Origin of the sequence: Mesorhizobium sp. M7A.F.Ca.CA.002.09.1.1, from assembly GCF_003998555.1 — a bacterium.
Taxonomy (GTDB): Bacteria; Pseudomonadota; Alphaproteobacteria; order Rhizobiales; family Rhizobiaceae; genus Mesorhizobium; species Mesorhizobium ciceri.
On record NZ_RZRR01000100.1, the window covers coordinates 1 to 1,888 of the forward strand.

Genomic DNA, 1,888 nt, shown 5'->3' on the forward strand with positions numbered 1-1,888 from the left:
GGATGATGAAGCTGGCCGATAGCGTGGCGATGATCGGCGGGATGCGCAGCGCCCAGATCAGCAGGTAGTTGGCGGCGCCAATCGCCGCCCCGCAGGCAAGTGCCGCCAAAAGCCCGACCGCGATCATGGAATCGTTGCCGTCCATCACCTTCATCGCGACGGCGCTGGCAAGGCCGATATTGGCCGGCAGCGACAGGTCGACATTGCCTGGTCCCAGCGTGATGACGAACATCTGGCCGACGCCGACAATGACGGTGAATACCGCCAGCGAAAGGGCTGCCGTCACCATGCCACCCCCGCCATAACCGCCGGTGAAGGCGATCGTCGCCAGCCACACCAGCAAGGCGCCAATGAACGACCAGATCCAGGGTTTGGTAAGCAGCGATCTCACCGATGTCATCGCTCACCTCTCCTTGCGGCTGATCAGCACGCGCGCCGCCAGCACGATGATCAGGATGGCGCCGTTGGCGGCCACCTGCCAGTCCGGCGGGATGTGCATGAAGGTGAGCAGCGGCGAGGCGGCCAGCGCCAGCGTCAGCGCGCCGATCACCGCACCGATCGGCGACACCCGGCCGCCGACGAATTCGCCGCCGCCGAGGATGACGCCGGCGATCGCCAGCAGCGTGTAGCCATTGCCGATATTGGCGTCGGCCGAGGTGGTGATACCGATCAGCGCCATGCCGGACAGCACGCCGAACAGGCCGGCGAGCGCAAACAGCACAATCTTGGTTCGGAGCAGCGACCAGCCGGCGCGACCGAGCGCCGCCGGATTGCCGCCCGAGCCGCGCAAGATCACGCCGTAGGAGGTGCGCATAAGGCCGAAATGGACGATGAGGCCGATCAGCAGCGCCGCAATGATCGGGAACGGCACAAAAGGCGGCTTGAACGCCATCAGCCCGAGCAGCCAGTCCGGCGCCTTGCCGCCCGGCTTGGGCAGCACGAGAATGGCCAGCCCCTGCCAGACGAAGCTCATGCCGAGCGTCACCACGATCGACGGCAAATTGCGCAGATGGATCAGCGCCCCGAGCAGCGCATAGATGCCGATCGAGCCGAGCAGTATGGCGACGCCGATCAGCGGAGCGTCCTTCAGCCAGGTCGCGGTGACGCAGCCGACGAAACCGACGAAGGTGCCGATCGACAGGTCGAGTTCGTTGCCCGCGATGACGAACATCTGCGCGATCGTCGCCAGCGCGATCGGGATCGCCAGGTTCAGCATCAGGCTGAAGCCGAAATAGCTGATGGCGCGCGGGTTGAGCCAGGCGATGGCGATGAGCACCAACGCCAGCGACAGCGCCGGCAGCAATCCGCGCAGCAGGCGCGCGCGTGCCGCGCTGCCGCGCGCCGCGGACGCCTTGAGACCGTTTTCGAGTGTCGCCGCCGTCATCTCAGGCCGCATCGCCGAAGGAGGACTGGATGATCTTCTCTTCGGTCAACTCGTCGCGACGCAGATTGGCGACGATGCGGCCGTTCTTGAAGACATAGATGTGGTCGCAATTGTCGAGCTCTTCGGTTTCCGTGGTGTACCAGAGGAAGGTACGGCCGCGGGCAGCCTCCTCGCGCACGAGGTCGTAGACCTCCAGCTTGGTGCCGATGTCGACGCCGCGCATCGGGTCGTCCATCAGCACGATCTGTGCATCCGAGCCGAGCGCACGCGCAAACAGCGCCTTCTGCTGGTTGCCGCCCGATAGCGAGAAAATGTTGTTGTTCATATCAGGCGTACGGATGCCGATCTTCTTCTGCCAGAATGCAGCAAGCTCGGCCTCACGCTGCGGCGAGATCAGCAGCCCGCTGCGCAGCCGCGCCAGCGAGCGGATGCCGATATTCTCGGCGATTGACCATTCCGGAAAGATACCGTCCGACTGGCGGTCGCCGGCGACCAGCGCCACCG

General features: G+C 65.2%; 2 protein-coding genes and 1 pseudogene. All 3 read right to left on the reverse strand.

Annotated elements, in window-relative coordinates; genetic code table 11:
• Positions 1 to 400: pseudogene (locus EN994_RS06995) on the reverse strand (ABC transporter permease); the annotation flags it as partial.
• A 3-nt stretch (positions 401 to 403) separates the two neighbouring features.
• Positions 404 to 1,384: an ABC transporter permease gene (locus tag EN994_RS07000; protein ID WP_063169504.1), complete on the reverse strand. Its 981-nt coding sequence runs from the start codon at positions 1,382 to 1,384 to the stop codon at positions 404 to 406.
• 1 nt (position 1,385) lies between these two features.
• Positions 1,386 to 1,888, reverse strand: a 503-nt coding sequence (locus tag EN994_RS35960; protein ID WP_245465993.1) for an ATP-binding cassette domain-containing protein, incomplete at its 5' end; no start/stop codon positions are given.